This is a genomic window from Streptomyces sp. NPDC051207 (genome assembly GCF_040682395.1).
Classification (GTDB): Bacteria; Actinomycetota; Actinomycetes; order Streptomycetales; family Streptomycetaceae; genus Streptomyces.
Map to the genome: position 1 here is coordinate 52,946 of NZ_JBFBAX010000016.1, position 14,874 is coordinate 67,819.

Here is a 14,874-nt window from a genome sequence, read left to right on the forward strand (position 1 = left end):
TCAGGAGGTCTTTCGCTCACAGCACCGGCCCCGAGAGCAGCAGCGCGAGCAGGACGGCCCCCGCCGAGCTGATGGCCGGGCTGTTGGCCTTGATGCCCACGGTGAACAGGAGCAGGCCGACGACCCCGGTGACGCCGAACTTCCATTGGACGAGCTGCTCGAGGCCGATGACGAACACGGCGGAGAGGAGGGCGAGAGCAGGCATGGTGGTTCCCCCTTCTGGCTGTGGGCCGGTCATGGAAGCAGGGCTTCGAAAGCCGGGGCTTCGGAAGCAAAACTTCCGCCAACTCTGAGCAAGTAAGCCAAGTTGGTGGCCAACTCTTAGTAAGTTGTCCCCACTTGGCGACCAGCCGTAAACAACTGCCGAGCAACTCCCTCTGGCTGGATCAGAGTTGTAGCGTTTGGCCGTGACCCAGGAGAACGTGGCAGTGAACGGCAGCGGCAAGCTCACGCCCCAGGAGATCGCCGACGTCCTGCGCGAGCGCATCCGCGCCGGCGAACTCAGAGCGGGAGACCGCCTGCCCACCCAGGCCGAGCTGGCCGGGGAGTTCGGCGTGGAACGCGGCACCGTGCGCCAGGCGCTGCGGGTGTTGCAGGAGGACGGGCTGCTCAGGGATGTGAGCAAGGGGAGTCCGCCGCGGGTCGCCGCCCCCGGCCCGGCCCGGCACGACCCGCAGCCGACCATGGTGGCCCTCGCGCCCCGCCTGGCCGAGGCGTTCCACGCGCCGCGCGTGCGCATCGACGCGGCCTGCCTGACGGCCGAGACGCTGATGGTGGGGCTCGGAGAGCCGCTCCGCCTCATACACGAGGGCCGTATCCGCCCCGAGTCGATCGACATCCGCATCCTGCTGCCGTCCCGCGACATCAACCTGGCCTTCCCGACCTCGGTCGGCGACCACGGCGGCGACGACCCGGTCCACGAGCGCTGGCTCAAGCAGCGCAACGCCCAGGGCCACGTCCTGAGCCACAACATGTGCTCGCTGCGCCACTCGCACGGCATCGACGTACGGGTCGCCTTCCGCGCGCTGCCCTTCACACCCCCGGTGAAGCTGTACCTGCTCAACGGCACCGAGGCGCTGATGGCGTACTACATGGTCGCCCGCCGGGAGGAACCCTCGGACCACGGGACGCTGGACATGTACGACGTCCTGGGCACCGAGTCCCTGCTGTTCTCCTTCGAGGCGACGGCCGGGGCGCGGGACGCGGCGTTCGTCGCGGAATCCCAGAAGTGGTTCGACGCCCTCTGGGAAACCATCACCACGGACCTGACACTCTCCTAGTGACCTCTGATACGACGCACAGTGCTCCAGTGGCAGCGCGGGCGGCGCAGACCGCACCCGGTCCCGACGGGCTCCGGGAGCTGGTCGCGCCGGCCCGCGTCGTGCTCTGGGACTTCGACGGGCCGATCTGCCGGCTGTTCGCCGGGCACTCGGCGGAGCGCGTGGCGAGCGACCTGGTGGAGTGGCTGGAGGGGCGGGGCCTGCACGGCCTGCTGACGGACACCGAACGCGCGTCCCTCGACCCGCAGGTCGTGCTGCGCGCCGTGAACCGCCGGCACCCGGGCAGCGACCTCGTCACGGAGCTGGAGGAACGCCTCACCCAGGAGGAGCTGCGGGCCTCGGTGTCGGCGATGCCCACCGCGTACGCCGACCCGCTGATCCGCACCTGGACGGCGGTCGGCTCCCGCATGGCCATCGCCACCAACAACTCACCGCGCGTGGCACGCACCTACCTGGAGAGCCGGGGCCTGGAGGGCTGTTTCCGCCCTCACGTCTACGGCCGCACCCAGCAACTGCACCACCTCAAGCCCGACCCGTACTGCCTCAGCCGCGCCCTGAACGCCATGGGCGCCGCGCCGGCCGCCGCGCTGATGATCGGCGACGCCCCCACCGACCACCAGGCCGCACAGCGCGCGGGGGTGCCGTTCCTCGGCTTCGCGCACGACGAGCGGAAGGCCGCGCTGCTGAGGAGGGCCGGAGCCGTCACCGTGGTGACGTCGCTCGAACCACTGCTGCGGGTGGTGCGGGGGTAGGACGCCGCCGGCCCCGCCCGGCCGGTGCCTCGCAGGCGGCTGACGGTGCCTCAGGGACCGGCCCCGGCGTGCTGTAGCATGCCCGCACCACCTGGGCGATCGCCCGGTTGCCTCGTGTCAAGGGGCCCGCGAGCCACACGCGAAGCGGCTCACGTGCACCTCGTGCGGAAGGGCGCACCTCACCCGCCGCGGCCGTCACGGCGCCCGCCGCCCTGCGCGATGCCACTCGCGCGCCTACCGTTTGCCATACCGTCCCCTCTCACCCCGGAGCGGCCCCGTGGGCGCACCTCCTCTTCCCCGTTCCTCGCGCGGGAAGCGCGCCACGCCCGACGCCCTCCGGGAGTTCGTGGACACCGCGCGGCGGGCCGGGAGGAGCAGCGGCCACGACCACCACGGCTTCGTCCTGCCGCTGACCGAACCCGTGGCCCGGCTGCTCGGCCGGGAGGCCGGGACGGCCGTGACCGTGCGGATCCGGCGCACCGGGGTGCTGCCCGTGGGCTTCAGGACCTGGCGGGAGGAGGCGGCCGTCCTGCGCGCGGTCCGCGGCATCCTGCCGCACGTGCCGCAGTGCCTGGCCGAGCGGGAGGACTTCGCCGTCCACAGCTGTGTGGAGGGCGTCCCGCTCTCCAGCGTCTGCGGCGACGGCAGGCCCGTCGACGCCCTGCTCGTCGAGGCACTGGCCGACCTGTTCGCGCAGATGACCCAGGTGCGGCGCGGGGCGCTGCCCGCGCTGCCCGCCGTGTGGCCGCGCAACGACACCGACAGCCAGGGCTTCCTGCGCACCCTGGCGCACCTCGCCGGCCGGCAGGTCCGCGAGCCGGCGTGGGCCGCGTTCGGCGGGCTGTTCGCCGCCCTCGGCATCCCGGACGACGCCCTGCCGGGGCTGGCCGAACGCGTCCCGGCCATGACCCGACGGCCGTACGGCCTCCTCCACGCCGACCTGCACCGCGACAACGTGCTGGTGTCCTACGGCGGTGTCCCGCCGCTCGTCTGCGTCGACTGGGAGCTCGCCACCTACGGCGACCCGCTGCACGACCTGGCGACGCAACTGGTGCGCATGAAGTATCCGGCACGCCAGTGGACCCAGGTGATCGACGCGTGGGCGGACGCCGTGCGGGCGGTCCGCCCGGCCGCGGTCGCGGGCCTCGCCAGGGACCTGGACCACTACCTCGCCTTCGAGCGGGCGCGGTCGGTGTATCCCGACGTCGTACGGGCCGCGCGGTCGCTGGAGGAGTCGTTCACCCAGAAACGGCTCGACGACGCCACCGCCGAGGTGCGCCGCTCCCTGGAGGCGGCGGCCGAACCGCTGCGGCTGCCGAGCGTGCCCGGCGAGGACGAGATCGAGCGGGCCCTGTTCCGCTGGCTGGCCTCCCGCCCCGGCCCCGGGCGCGGCGGACGCGGCCGGATCGCGCGGGCCCTGGTCTGGGAGCCGGACCGGCGGGTGCCGGAGCACCCGGAGTTCCCCGCCCGTGCCGTCCGGGAGGCACTGGCGGCGGAGGGAGCCGCCCCGGCGTACCGGGTGTTCAAGGGGACGGCGCACCTCAACACGGTCGTCCGGCTGCCCGGCACCGGGACGGTCGTCGTACGCCGCAGACTGCCCCGGGTGTGCCGCCGCGAACGCAGCTTCCTCAGCGAGCACGCCGTGCTGCGCGCCATCGAGCAGGCGCGCGTGGCGGTCGCGGCGCCCCGGGTGCTCGCGCTGGGCGAGAGCTACCCGGACGACCGTTTCGCCATCCACACCTACGTCGGCCCGGACGCCGGCCGGCCGCCCCACCACCCGGAGCACGGGCTGCTGCCGCACGAGGCGGACCGGCTCGTCGACCAGCTGTGCGCCCTGCGGCACGTCGACTACAAACAGGTCGACCCGGCGGCCGGCGAGGGCGGCTTCCACCGCTGGCTGTGCGGCCAGCTGGTGTCGCTGGTGCGGGACCTGCCGACGGAGTCCCAGCAGATGGCCCGGCTGCTGGGCCTGCCGGACGCCGACCGGCTCGGGCAGCTCCTGTCCCGCCACGAGGTGACCCACCGCGCACCGTCCCTGCTGCACGGCGACCTGAACCCCTGGAACCTGGTGCGCCGGGACGACGACCTGGCGCTGACCATCATCGACTGGGAGATGGCGCTGGTCGGCGACCCGCTCTACGACCTCGTGCGGCACATGCACCTCACGCCGACCCGCCCGGAGATCCGCGACCGCATGTTCCGCCGCTGGGAGCGCTTGCTGCCCGCCGAGTACACCCGCGGCTGGCGCGAGGACTGGCGGGTCTACAGCCGGCTGGAGATCGTGCGGTCCGCGTACGTCGACCTCGACCGCATCGTCACCGGGGCGAGCCTGGACGCCCCCAACGTCCGCCGGGCCGTCGACTCCTACGCGGTCACCCTGGCCGTCGCCACCGGCTCGCTCGGCCTGCCGGTCCGCCCCACGGCGAATCCGTACCTGGGCCGGGCACTGGCGTAGGCGCACTCTCGCCCGGGAACGCGCGAGGCAGGGCCCGCGGCGCCCGCCGACTCGCGGGCCGCATCCTCCCTTCCTCACCGCCTCCCCAGCACCTCCGCCACGCGGATGAACCGTCGGCGCCGTGGCCCAGCCGGGCCGGACAGGGAACCGGGGGGACTCACACGGCGGTGGCGAAGGGCACGGCGACGTCCATGACGTGCTCGTCCGGCCCGGCGTGGGACCAGTTCGGGTAGTAGATCTCGCGGGCGGAGGCGCTCGGGCGCAGCCCCCGCCCGTGCAGCCACGCGGCGACCGCGTCGAAGGCGCCGGCCACGGCCGCGTACGCGCCCTGCCCCTTGCGGAGCTCGGTGTACGCCTGCCGGTGCGCGGGTTCCACCCGCAGGCCGATGCGCCCGGCGGGCTCGACGGGGGCCTCGGTCGGCACGCACACCTGGACCGGCCCGTCGCCGTCCTGGTCGACGAGCCCGTGGTACACGGCGAACACCGGACCGGAGGGGGAGGCGCCGCCGGCACGCAGATGGCCGAACAGCTCCTCGGTGGCCGAGCCGAGGAACTCCGGCAGGCCTTCGGCCGTCACGTGCCCCTCGACGTAGACGACCTTCTGCTCACCGCTCTCGCGCTCCTCGATGAGATACGTCTCTGTCGTCCGCCCCCGCAGGGCGTCCTGGACCTGGGTCACGAGGGGCCGGCGGGCCCGGTGCTCGCGGTCGTGGGTCCGCCAGTAGTCGCCGACCAGCTCGGCGGCGCGCTCGCCGTCCGCCGACAGGACGGTCCCGATGAGCCCCAGCGGCATGCCGACGGCCCGCAGCAGGGTGATCAGCCGGGCCTGCCGGAGCTGGTCCGGGAGATAGTGGCGTACTCGGGTGTGCGGATCGACGTGGGCGGGCTCCAGCAGCCCCTTGTCCGCGTACAGGCGCAGCGCCTTGTGGCTGAGCCGGCTGAGGGCGGCGAACTCCCCGGTGACCATCAGTTCTGGCATGTGCCCATCGTGGGGCCTGCCCCCGGGCAGCGGCAGGCACGCCCACAGCGGGCCGCGCAGGTTGGTCCGCATGGCCGACGAGTTCGACGACGATCTCCGGTCGTGCGCTGTCGGAGGTGCCTGACCCAGTGCCGCCGCGCATCGACTGCTTCTGGGAACTCATCGAGGGCTGTCGACGGACCGCGCGACCGTGACGCACTCTTGCAAGCAGTTGCTTGCAATAGTTAGCGAGGTGGGGCATGGTGGGGGCATGGCATCGCTCAACGTCGGCAATCTCGGTGAGTACCTGCGCGAGCAGCGGCGCAACGCGCAGCTGTCGCTGCGGCAGCTCGCCGACGCCGCCGGGGTGTCGAATCCGTACCTGAGCCAGATCGAACGCGGGCTGCGCAAGCCGAGCGCGGAGGTGCTCCAGCAGGTCGCCAAGGCCCTGCGCATCTCCGCCGAGACGCTGTACGTGCGGGCCGGCATCCTCGACGCCGAGCGCGACCGGGACGAGGTGGAGACCCGTGCCGCCCTCCTCGCCGACCCGACGCTCAACGCGCGGCAGAAGCAGGTGCTGCTCCAGATCTACGAGTCCTTCCGCAAGGAGAACGGCTTCGGGACCGACGGCACGGACGCAACCCGGGGGACCGACGGGACCGATGAGCCCGGCGCGTCCGACGAGTTCGTCGAAGCCGACGAGCCCGCCGTGGCCGACGAGTCCGCCCAGGACACCGACACCACGACCGGCGACAGCGACGCCGCCCCGCGCCGGCAAGCCGGAGCCACCCGCCCGGCCGGCACATCGCGGGACCCCAAAACCCTCAGCTGAAAGCAACCGGGAGGAACATCCCATGGCCATCACCGACGACCTGCGCAAGACCCTCAGCGACCCCACCCCCCTCTACTTCGCGGCCGGCACCGCCGACCTCGCCCTGCAGCAGGCCAAGAAGGTGCCGGCCCTGGTGGAGCAGCTGCGCACGGAGGCCCCGGCGCGCATCGAGGCCGTCCGCGGCAGTGACCCGAAGGCCGTCCAGGAGAAGGCCGCCGCCCGCGTCAGGGAGACGCAGGAGACCCTCCAGGCCAAGGTCAACGGGTTCATCGGCTCCCTCGACACCGACCTGAAGAAGCTCGGCGAGAGCGCCCAGGACCTCGCGCTGCGCGGCGTGGGCGTCGCCGCCGAGTACGCCGTCAAGGCCCGGGAGACCTACGAGAAGGTCGCCGAGCACGGCGAGCAGGCCGTGCGGACCTGGCGCGGCGAGGCCGCCGAGAGCATCGAGGACATCGCCGTGGCCGTCGAGCCGAACGCCGAGCCGGTCAAGGTCACCGAGGACAAGTCCGACGCCGAGGCCGAGGCGGCCGCGGCCAAGAGGACGAACGCCGCCAAGAAGCCCACGCCCCGCAAGCCGGCGGCGAAGAAGACCACGCCGCCGCCCGCCAAGTAAGGGCGCGGTGGGCGCACGTGTCGGACGCGGCCGGGCACTCTCGTGGTGCCCGGCCCGTTCTGCGGGTAGGCGACCTGCGGTTGCGGGTACGGTGACCGCGTAATGACGAGCCGAATCGGGTGGTGGACGTTGTGCTGATGCAGGGGTTCGCGGGGTTCTTGTGGCTGCTGAGCGTCGCCCTGATCCTTTTCAGCGGTTTCGCGCTGATCGACGCGGCCACGCGCCGTGAGGACGCCTACCGCGCGGCCGACAAGAAGACCAAGCCGTTCTGGCTGATCATCCTCGGGCTCGCCTTCGTGGTGAACCTGATCTTCAACATCCTGTCGTTCCTGCCGATCATCGGCCTCATCGCGACGATCGTGTACATGGTCGACGTACGTCCCGCCCTGCGCGCCCTGCCCGGCGGCGGCCGCACCAACCGCGGCTCCAGCAGCGACGGCCCGTACGGCCCCTGGAACGGCAACCGCTGAGCCACCCGGGGCCGGGTGCTCCCTGCGACACGCTTACGGCACCCGGTCCAGCACCAGCACCGCCACGTCGTCCGTCAGCTCGCCCCCGTTGAGGTCGCGCACCTCGGTGACCGCGGCCTGGAGCAGTTCCTCCCCGCGCAGTCCCGCGGCCAGCCGGCGGCGGATCATCTCGACCATGCCGTCCTGGCCGAGCCGTTCCCGGCCCTCGCCGACGCGGCCCTCGATCAGGCCGTCGGTGTAGAGCATCAGGCTCCACTCGGCGCCCAGCTCCACCTGCATGCGCGGCCAGCGCGCGCCCGGCAGCAGGCCGAGCGCCGGGCCGTTGAAGTCGTACGGCAGCAGCCGCGCGGGCCGGCCGGGGGAGGCGACCAGCGGGGACGGGTGGCCCGCCAGGCACAGCCCGGCGCGACGGCCGTCCGGGGCGATGTCCACCGTGCACAGCGTGGCGAAGATCTCGTCGTCGGCCCGCTCGTGCTCCAGCACCTGCTGCAACGTGTTGAGCAGCTCGTCCCCGCACAGCCCCGCCAGCGTCAGCGCCCGCCACGCGATGCGCAGCTCCACACCGAGCGCCGCCTCGTCCGGGCCGTGCCCGCAGACGTCGCCGATCATGGCGTGCACCGTGCCGTCGGGGGTGCGGACGACGTCGTAGAAGTCGCCGCCGAGCAGTGCGCGCGAGCGGCCGGGGCGGTAGCGGGCGGCGAACCGCAGCGAGGAGCCCTCCAGCAGCGGGGTGGGCAGCAGGCCGCGCTCCAGCCGGGCGTTCTCCTGGGCGCGCAGCTTGCCCTCCGCGAGCCGCCGCTCGGCCGTGTCGGAACGTTTCCGCTCGACGGCGTACCGGATCGCGCGGCTCAGCAGCCGGCCGTCCAGCTCGTCGCGGAAGAGGTAGTCCTGGGCGCCCACCCGGACCGCCTCGGCGCCGCGCTCGGCGTCACCGGACGCGGTCAGCGCGAGCACGGCGTGCCGGGGCGCGATCTGCAGGACGTGCTTGAGCACCGCCAGCTCGTCCTCGGTGTCCGGGACCCGGCCGGGCGCGGGCAGCGCCAGGTCCAGGTCCAGCAGGATGCAGTGGACGTCGTCGGTGAGCAACCGCTCGGCCTCGGTGAGGTTGCGGGCGGTGCGGATCCGGATCGGCTTGCCCGCCTGGTCGAGCAGCTCGGGCACGATCGGCGAGCCCGCCGGATCGTCCTCGATCAGCAGCAGGGTCAGGTTGGCGTGGGCGGCGTTGTCCACGGTGGCGTCCTGGCGCGGGGCCTGACGGCCGGAGTCCGTGGAGGGGCCGCCGTCCGGGGACGCGGTCTGCGCCTGACCACTTTCCACGGCCGGGATCTCTCTCTGCCGCGGTACGGGTACGGGCATTGTCCTGGGTTCCTTCCCTCCCCCCGAGGGCACGGCGGGGGCGAGGGACCTCGACCCACCGACGGGGACCCTAGCGGGTGTCGGCGCCGCAACGGAATGGTCCACGGCACCCCGCTGAGCCCTCCGCCACTGTCATATGCCGCGATCCGTACCGCAGTTGGACAGGCCGACGGCGGGCCGGTGATGACGAACGTCACGTCCCCACCGGGTTTGTGAGCGACTCGGCGTGGAATCGGTCACGTGGCCCGGATCACGCCGGATGGGGCCGTGTGAACCGGTGTGTGCCGTAAGGAAAGTGGCGGGGAAGTGGCCCGGGACACACGCGCCGCGACTCAGTCCGCGTCCGGCCGCACCACACCCAGGATCGGCATCGAGCCCGCCCCCGCGACCGTCACCGTCCGCCCGGGGCGGGGGGCGTGCACGATCGCGCCGTCGCCGACGTACATCCCCACGTGGCTCGCGTCCTCGTGGTAGATGATGAGGTCTCCGGGGCGCATGTCCTCGATGCCGATGCGCCTGAGCTGTCTCCACTGCTCCTGCGAGGTCCGCGGGACGGGCACCCCGGCCTTCTCCCAGGCCCGGGACGTCAGCCCCGAGCAGTCGTAGCTCTCCGGGCCCTCGGCGCCCCACTCGTACGGCAGGCCGATCTGCGCGGTGGCGAACTCGACCGCCTTTCTGCCCCGCTCGGACGCCTCGCCCTGGATCGCGTCGAGGATGCCCGAGTCCAGCCAGGCGTCGTGCGCCGTGCGGGCCGCCGCCCGCTCCAGCTCCGCGAGGCGCTCGATCTCGTCCTTCTCCAGCTCGGACTCGAGCTTCTCGGCAGCCGCGATCTGCTGTTCGACGCGTTTTCGCGCCGAGGCCTTGGCCTTGCGGTTCGCCTCCAGCTTCTTCCACTGGGCGGTGGCGTCCCGCTCGTACTGCTCCAAGTCCTCCTGAGTGCGGGCGGTTTCGCGGATCAGGCCCTTGGTGGCCCGCTGGCCCTGGAGGATGCGGCCGGTGCCGTCGAGGAACCGCGTGGGGTCGTCGCTCAGCATGAGGTGCGCCTCGGGCGGCAGTCCGCCGACGCGGTACTGGGCGGCGGCCGCGGCGCCCGCGCGCTTCTTCAGCTCCTCCAGCTCGGCGCGTACGCCGGCGATCCTCTGGGCCAGCTTGACCAGCGCGGCGTTCTGCTCGCGGGCCTTCTCCTCGGCGGCGTTGTACGCGTCGGTGGCGACGGCCGCGTCGTGGTACAGCCTCTCCAGCCGCTTGCGCACCGCCTCAAGGTCCTTGGCGGGTACGGCGCTTGGCGTCGCGCTCGGCGTGGGGGAGGGTTCCGGGGCGGCCGAAACGGCGAACGCCGTGCCGGGTGCCGCCAGTACGGTGACCGCACAGACGACGGCCACGGCCGCCGTGATCAGGCCGCGCTTGCCCGTTCCCATACCCCTGCCCCCTGGCCCGAACTGGTTAACCGTCAGTAACTTGTGCGCACCTGGGGGATCGTGCCACGTCGGCGCGGAAAACGACAGAGGTCGTGCCTCCGCCCGCCCTTCCGCACCTTTCCCTCTCTCCGCCCAGCCCCGTCCCGCCCGGCACGACGATCTCCCCTCCCTGACGACGAACGGCTCCCGCGGATCGTTCCTCGCCGGCGACGAGGCCGATGCCGGGCCGACGCGGCGCGAAACCCCGGGGGCGTACGCGTCACGAGCGCGGCGCCAACGCCGTCCAGCCCACCGTGACCTCCCCCTGCCGCCACCGCCCCGGACCGTCCGTCACCGGCCAGTGCCCCGTCAGGTCCCGCACCGCGCGCATCCAGCGCTGCCGCGCGCCGTACGACGCGTAGGGCGCGGCGGCGGCCCAGGCGCGGTCGAAGTCGCGCAGGAAGGCGTGCACCGGCTCGCCGGGGACATTGCGGTGGATGAGGGCCTTCGGCAGCCGTTCGGCGAGGTCGGACGGGCGGCCCAGGGAGCCGAGCCGGGCCGCGAAGGTGACCGTGCGCGGCCCCTCGGGCCCGAGCGCCACCCACACGTGCCGGCGCCCGATCTCGTCACAGGTGCCCTCGACGAGCAGCCCGCCCCGCGTGCCGGTCGCCGCGTCGGCCGGGGCGAGCCGCGCGCACAGCCGCTGCCACACCCCGGCGACCTCGGCCTCGTCGTACTGGCGCAGCACGTTCGCCGCGCGGATCAGCTGGGGGCGCCGGGCGAGGGGGATCTCGAAGCCGCCGTGCCGGAAGGCGAGGCCGTCGCGCTCGTACGGCCGGGCCGCCGCGACCCGCGCGGGGTCGATCTCGACGCCGACCACGCGCGTGCGGGGAGCCGCCGTGCGGAGCCGGGCGAGCAGTTCGACGGCGGTCCAGGGGGCGGCGCCGTAGCCGAGGTCGACGGCGAGCGGGTCGGCGGCGCGGCGCAGCTCGGCGCCGTGCGTGGCGGCGATCCAGCGGTCCATGCGGCGCAGCCGGTTGGGGTTGGTCGTCCCGCGCGTCACCGTCCCCACGACGGGGGCCGCCCCGCTCGGACGAGGCCGAGACCGGGGGCGGGCGGTGGCGCGGGTGGTCATGCCTACGAGGGTATGCGGCGACCGGCGGTGCCTTCCCGGCCCGGCGGCGGCACGCACGCGCGTACGCAGCACGGCACGCACACGCGTACGCGCATCAACCTCGAACGGTTGAGCGAAGCCCGGTAATGATTCCGCAAAGAAACCCGGATCGGAACCTGATCGGAAATGGAGCGGCTTCGCCCGGTGTTGGACGGTCCTGGAGGGTCACGCGCGTCCTCCGCACGGCATGCCCGCAGCTAGGAGGAACGCCACGTGAGCCAGTACGTCAGCAGGCTCGGGCGTCGTTCCGCGGCGGCTTCCCCGCGGCTGCGTCTGCACCGCCGCGCCCGCCGCGTCGCCATGCTCTCCGTGCACACCTCCCCGCTCCACCAGCCGGGCACCGGCGACGCGGGCGGCATGAACGTCTACATCGTGGAGCTCGCGCAGCGCCTCGCCGCGATCAACATCGAGGTCGAGATCTTCACGCGCGCGACCTCCGCCGCCCTCCCGCCCACGGTCGAGCTGGCCCCCGGCGTCCTGGTCCGGCACGTCGACGCGGGCCCGTACGAGGGCCTCGCCAAGGAGGAGCTGCCGGCGCAGCTGTGCGCCTTCACGCACGGCGTGATGCAGGCCTGGGCCGAACGCCGCCCCGGCCACTACGACCTCGTGCACTCGCACTACTGGCTCTCCGGCCACGTCGGCTGGCTCGCCGCCCAGCGCTGGGGCGTGCCGCTGGTGCACGCCATGCACACCATGGCCAAGGTCAAGAACGCCCACCTCGCCGACGGCGACACGCCCGAGCCCGCCGCCCGCGTGATCGGCGAGACCCAGATCGTGGGCGCCGCCGACCGCCTCATCGCCAACACGGCCGAGGAGGCCGACGCGCTCGTACGGCACTACGCCGCCGACCCCGCCAAGGTCGCCGTCGTGCACCCCGGCGTGAACCTCGACCGCTTCCGCCCCGCCGACGGCCGTGCCGCGGCCCGCGCCCGGCTCGGCCTGCCGCAGGACGCGCTGGTGCCGCTGTTCGCGGGCCGCATCCAGCCGCTGAAGGCACCCGACGTGCTGCTGCGCGCGGTGGCCGTACTGCTGGACGAGCGGCCCGACCTGCGCTCGAAGATCGTCGTCCCGGTGGTCGGCGGGCCCAGCGGCAGCGGCCTCGCCAAGCCGGAGGGCCTGCAGAAGCTCGCCGCGCGGCTGGGCATCGCGGACGTCGTGCGCTTCCGGCCGCCCGTCGGCCAGGACCAGCTCGCCGACTGGTTCCGGGCCGCGTCCGTGCTGGTCATGCCGTCCTACAGCGAGTCCTTCGGGCTGGTCGCCATAGAGGCGCAGGCCACCGGTACGCCGGTGCTGGCCGCCGCGGTCGGCGGGCTCCCGGTGGCCGTGCGCGACGGGCACACCGGCGTCCTCGTCCAGGGCCACGACCCGGCGGCGTACGCGCGCGTGCTGCGCGACTTCGCCGACGCGCCGGACCTCGCCGTCCGCATGGGCGCCGCCGCCGCCCGGCACGCCCAGTCCTTCGGCTGGGACACGGCCGCAGCCGCCACGGCCGACGTGTACACAGCCGCCCTGCACGCGCACCGCCGTCGCGTACGCTCCCACCATGGCTGACGGAGACATGACTGAGGGAGACATGGCTGACGGGCACGTGGCTGGCGGAGACAAGACGGCACGGGCGGCGAGGGTCGTCGAGGACGCCCTGAAAAGCGCCGAGGTGGAGTGGGAGAGTCCCAAGCCCGGCACCTACGTCGCCAAGCTCCCCGGCACCCGCAAACTCTCCACGACGGTCTCCCTGATCGTCGGACGGCACTCGCTGTCCCTCAACGCCTTCGTGATCCGCCACCCCGACGAGAACGAGGCGGCCGTCCACCGCTGGCTGCTGGAGCGCAACCTCAAGCTGTACGGCGTGAGTTACGCGGTCGACCGGCTCGGCGACGTCTACGTCACCGGGCGCCTGCCGCTGGCCGCCGTCACCGCCGAGGAGGTCGACCGGCTGCTCGGGCAGGTGCTGGAGGCGGCGGACGGCAGCTTCAACTCCCTTCTGGAGCTGGGCTTCGCGTCGGCGATCCGCAAGGAGTACGAGTGGCGCGTGTCGCGCGGCGAGTCGACGCGGAACCTCGACGCGTTCACGCACCTGACAGAGCGTTCTCGTCCCGCGGACTGACGGAGCGTCGCCGTTTCGGTGGGCTGACGAGCGTCCTCGTCCTACGGGCTGACGGCGCGCGCGGCGGCGCGGTAACGGCCGGGCGGCACGCCGACCAGCCGCCGGAAATGCCGGGTGAGATGCGACTGGTCGTAGAAACCGGTCGCGGGCGCGACCTCGCCCGGTGACCGCCCGTCGAGCAGGAGCCGCCGGGCACGGTCGACACGGCGGGACATCAGGTACCGGTGCGGCGCGATGCCGTACGCGGCGCTGAACGCCCGTACCAGATGCGCCGGATGGGCCGACAGGAGCGCGGCGGCCTCGTCGAGGGAGAGGCCCTCGACGACCTGCTCGTCGAGCAGTTCCCGCAGACGGCGGGCGAGCGCCGGGTCGCGGCGGGGTACCGGGTCGGCGGACCCCGGCCCGAGGTGGGCCCGCAGCCGCTCGCCGACCAGCGTCAGCCGGCTCTCGGCCTCCAGTTCGTCGCCGGGCCGGGCGAGCGCGGTGTGCAACTGGCCGACGCGGCGGCGCAGCAGCGGATCACGCAGGTCGGGGGAGTCGACGGCCCGCCCGATCAGGTCCTCGCCGAGGTGCGTGCCGTCGAGGTAGAGGACCCGCTTGCGGAAGCCGTCCGGGGTGACCGGGGAGCCGTTGTGCGGCACGTGCGGCGGCAGCAGCGACACCGTGTCGTGCGGGGTGCCGTGCTCGTGCCGGTCGAGGTCGTACCGTACGGCGCCGTCGTCCACGATGAGCAGCGTCCACGCCTCGTGGACGTGCATCGGGTAGGCGTACTGCGTGAAGTGGGCGTGGAAGACCTCCACGACGCCCGGGACGCGGGGGCGCCAGGCGGAGACGTCGGCCCTCGGCTGCGCGGCCATGCAAAGAACGTACAAGACGGTGCCGTACGGCGGTCGGCAGTCTCGTCCCATGAACGCCGAACCCCTCCGCTTCGACACCAAGATCACCGTCCTGCTGCGCGACGACCTGGAGCCCTGGCAGCGCCTCAACGTCACCGCCTTCCTGGTCAGCGGCCTCGGTACCCAGGTCCCCGAGGTGATCGGCGAGCCGTACGAGGACGCCGACGGCGTCGGATACCTGCCGATGTTCCGCCAGCCGGTGCTGGTTCTCCAGGGCACCAAGGAGACGCTGACCGCGGCACACGCGCGTGCCCTGTCCCGCGCCCTGCCCCGGGCCCTCTTCACGTCGGACCTGTTCACGACGGGCAACGACCGCGACAACCGCGCGGCGGTACGGGCGGTGCCGACGGCGGAACTGGACCTGGTGGGGCTGGCGGTGTACGGGCCGCGCAATGGAGTGGACAAGGTGGTGAAGGGGGCGCGGATGCATCCGTGAAGCGCCTTGGCGCCGACGCGTGACGTGGAGCGCGTCGGCGTCTGCTGTCAGGCGGGGGTGACTTCGGGCTTGGGGCCGGGCGGGATGCCGTCCGTGGAACCGGCCTGGGTGATGCCGTCCGCGCATCCGGGCGGGGTGGTGCCGTCCACGG

General features: G+C 73.3%; 15 protein-coding genes. 9 read left to right on the plus strand and 6 right to left on the minus strand.

Going from position 1 to position 14,874, the window contains the following annotated elements:
• Window positions 1-16 precede the first annotated feature (16 nt).
• Window positions 17-205: a hypothetical protein gene (locus AB0M97_RS17535; RefSeq protein ID WP_365961747.1), complete on the minus strand. Its 189-nt coding sequence runs from the start codon at window positions 203-205 to the stop codon at window positions 17-19.
• Between the two features lie 196 nt (window positions 206-401).
• On the opposite strand from AB0M97_RS17535, the gene AB0M97_RS17540 reads away from it, so the two are divergent.
• From AB0M97_RS17540 to AB0M97_RS17550, 3 genes are all read left to right on the plus strand, one after another.
• Window positions 402-1,280, plus strand: coding sequence for a winged helix-turn-helix domain-containing protein (locus AB0M97_RS17540; protein ID WP_365961748.1), 879 nt, complete (start codon window positions 402-404; stop codon window positions 1,278-1,280).
• Window positions 1,229-2,032: an HAD family hydrolase gene (locus AB0M97_RS17545; protein WP_365961749.1), complete on the plus strand. Its 804-nt coding sequence runs from the start codon at window positions 1,229-1,231 to the stop codon at window positions 2,030-2,032. Before AB0M97_RS17540 ends, AB0M97_RS17545 begins: the two co-directional genes overlap by 52 nt.
• A 277-nt stretch (window positions 2,033-2,309) precedes the next feature.
• The gene (locus AB0M97_RS17550) at window positions 2,310-4,487 is read left to right on the plus strand and encodes an aminoglycoside phosphotransferase family protein (protein WP_365961750.1); all 2,178 of its coding nucleotides are present in this window, start codon (window positions 2,310-2,312) and stop codon (window positions 4,485-4,487) included.
• A gap of 157 nt (window positions 4,488-4,644) precedes the next feature.
• Here the strand turns inward: AB0M97_RS17550 and AB0M97_RS17555 are convergent, their stop codons facing one another.
• Window positions 4,645-5,466 carry a MerR family transcriptional regulator gene (locus tag AB0M97_RS17555; protein ID WP_365961751.1) on the minus strand — a complete coding sequence of 274 codons (822 nt, stop codon included), beginning with the start codon at window positions 5,464-5,466 and terminating at the stop codon, window positions 4,645-4,647.
• A 250-nt stretch (window positions 5,467-5,716) separates the two neighbouring features.
• Here AB0M97_RS17555 and AB0M97_RS17560 point away from each other — a divergent pair, with 250 nt between their 5' ends.
• From AB0M97_RS17560 to AB0M97_RS17570, 3 genes are all read left to right on the plus strand, one after another.
• Window positions 5,717-6,277, plus strand: coding sequence for a helix-turn-helix transcriptional regulator (locus AB0M97_RS17560; protein WP_365961752.1), 561 nt, complete (start codon window positions 5,717-5,719; stop codon window positions 6,275-6,277).
• Between the two features lie 22 nt (window positions 6,278-6,299).
• Window positions 6,300-6,890 (plus strand): hypothetical protein, encoded by a 591-nt coding sequence (locus AB0M97_RS17565; protein ID WP_365961753.1) that lies wholly within the window; start codon window positions 6,300-6,302, stop codon window positions 6,888-6,890.
• Between the two features lie 137 nt (window positions 6,891-7,027).
• On the plus strand, window positions 7,028-7,360 hold the full coding sequence (locus tag AB0M97_RS17570) for a DUF2516 family protein (protein ID WP_365961754.1): 333 nt from the start codon (window positions 7,028-7,030) through the stop codon (window positions 7,358-7,360).
• 33 nt (window positions 7,361-7,393) lie between these two features.
• On the opposite strand, the gene AB0M97_RS17575 is transcribed toward AB0M97_RS17570, so the two are convergent.
• The 3 genes from AB0M97_RS17575 to AB0M97_RS17585 form a co-directional block, all read right to left on the minus strand.
• Window positions 7,394-8,716 (minus strand): SpoIIE family protein phosphatase, encoded by a 1,323-nt coding sequence (locus AB0M97_RS17575; protein ID WP_365961755.1) that lies wholly within the window; start codon window positions 8,714-8,716, stop codon window positions 7,394-7,396.
• A 332-nt stretch (window positions 8,717-9,048) separates the two neighbouring features.
• Window positions 9,049-10,134, minus strand: a complete 1,086-nt coding sequence (locus AB0M97_RS17580; RefSeq protein ID WP_365961756.1) for an NlpC/P60 family protein — start codon at window positions 10,132-10,134, stop codon at window positions 9,049-9,051.
• Window positions 10,135-10,393: 259 nt separating this feature from the next.
• The gene (locus tag AB0M97_RS17585; RefSeq protein ID WP_365961838.1) at window positions 10,394-11,185 is read right to left on the minus strand and encodes a class I SAM-dependent methyltransferase; all 792 of its coding nucleotides are present in this window, start codon (window positions 11,183-11,185) and stop codon (window positions 10,394-10,396) included.
• Between the two features lie 315 nt (window positions 11,186-11,500).
• Between AB0M97_RS17585 and mshA the strand changes: the two genes are divergently transcribed.
• Both mshA and AB0M97_RS17595 read left to right on the plus strand, forming a co-directional pair.
• The gene (mshA, locus tag AB0M97_RS17590) at window positions 11,501-12,838 is read left to right on the plus strand and encodes a D-inositol-3-phosphate glycosyltransferase (RefSeq protein WP_365961757.1); all 1,338 of its coding nucleotides are present in this window, start codon (window positions 11,501-11,503) and stop codon (window positions 12,836-12,838) included.
• 22 nt (window positions 12,839-12,860) lie between these two features.
• The gene (locus tag AB0M97_RS17595; RefSeq protein ID WP_365961758.1) at window positions 12,861-13,391 is read left to right on the plus strand and encodes a YbjN domain-containing protein; all 531 of its coding nucleotides are present in this window, start codon (window positions 12,861-12,863) and stop codon (window positions 13,389-13,391) included.
• A gap of 41 nt (window positions 13,392-13,432) precedes the next feature.
• Here AB0M97_RS17595 and AB0M97_RS17600 read toward each other — a convergent pair whose 3' ends face one another.
• Window positions 13,433-14,248: an AraC family transcriptional regulator gene (locus tag AB0M97_RS17600; RefSeq protein ID WP_365961759.1), complete on the minus strand. Its 816-nt coding sequence runs from the start codon at window positions 14,246-14,248 to the stop codon at window positions 13,433-13,435.
• Between the two features lie 49 nt (window positions 14,249-14,297).
• Here AB0M97_RS17600 and AB0M97_RS17605 point away from each other — a divergent pair, with 49 nt between their 5' ends.
• Window positions 14,298-14,723, plus strand: coding sequence for a DUF2000 domain-containing protein (locus AB0M97_RS17605; protein ID WP_365961760.1), 426 nt, complete (start codon window positions 14,298-14,300; stop codon window positions 14,721-14,723).
• The last annotated feature ends 151 nt before the right edge of the window (window positions 14,724-14,874 follow it).